This window comes from Jutongia huaianensis (genome assembly GCF_014384985.1).
Lineage (GTDB): Bacteria > Bacillota > Clostridia > Lachnospirales > Lachnospiraceae > Jutongia > Jutongia huaianensis.
The window spans coordinates 1-972 of sequence record NZ_JACRSX010000052.1; the positions used below are offsets into that span (position 1 = coordinate 1).

The window sequence follows — 972 nt, forward strand, 5'->3', positions numbered from 1 at the left end:
AGGGACCGCAAAGGGGAGTATGAACCGCAGCTGATACCAAAATATCAGAATACGGTCACTCAGGACATGGAAGAAAAGATCATATCTATGTATGCAAAAGGAATGACCACGGGAGACATTGAAGCACACTTAAAAGAGCTTTATGATCTGGATATTTCAGACAGCACGATCAGCCGTATTACCGATAAAATAATGCCACTTGTAAAGGAATGGCAGGAGCGTCCACTGCAGGAGATATATGCTGTTGTTTACATGGATGCGATCCACTATCACGTCCGCAGTGAAGGACGTATTGTGAAACGTGCGGTATACATTGCCCTCGGGATCGATATGGATGGGAAAAAGGATGTGATCGGCATGTATGTTGGGGAAAATGAAGGTGCAAAATTCTGGCTGTCTATTATTAACGGATTGAAAAACCGTGGTGTGCAGGACATTCTGATCGCCTGTGTGGATGGACTGAACGGATTTCCACAGGCGATCGAGGCAGTTTATCCAAAGACCGAGATCCAGCAGTGTATCATCCATCAGATCCGGAATACCACGAATTATGTATCCTATAAAGATCTGAAAAAACTTATGGCGGATTTAAAAATGGTTTATGCAGCACCTGATGAAGCTGCAGCCCTGGAGGAATTAGAATCTTTTGGTGAAAAATGGAACAGCAAATATCCGAAGATCTATAAATCCTGGAGCGAACGCTGGGCTACACTTTCCACTTATTTTAAATATCCCAATGAAGTGCGGAAGCTCATTTATACAACTAATGCGATTGAAGGATTCAACCGGCAGCTGCGTAAAGTCACCAAAAGCAGGACTGTCTTTCCAAGCGATGACAGCCTCTTAAAAATGCTCTATCTGGCTACCATGGACATCACTAAAAAATGGACCGGACGCCGCAGGGACTGGTCCCAGATACGAGCCCAGCTGGAGATCTATTTTGAAGAACGGCTGGAAAAAGCAGAATTCTAG

Annotated in this window: 1 protein-coding gene; it reads left to right on the top strand. The window is 44.3% G+C overall.

What is annotated here, in order from left to right:
• Window positions 1–972: IS256 family transposase (locus H8704_RS14025; protein WP_249298676.1), on the top strand; the 972-nt coding region annotated here is incomplete at its 5' end.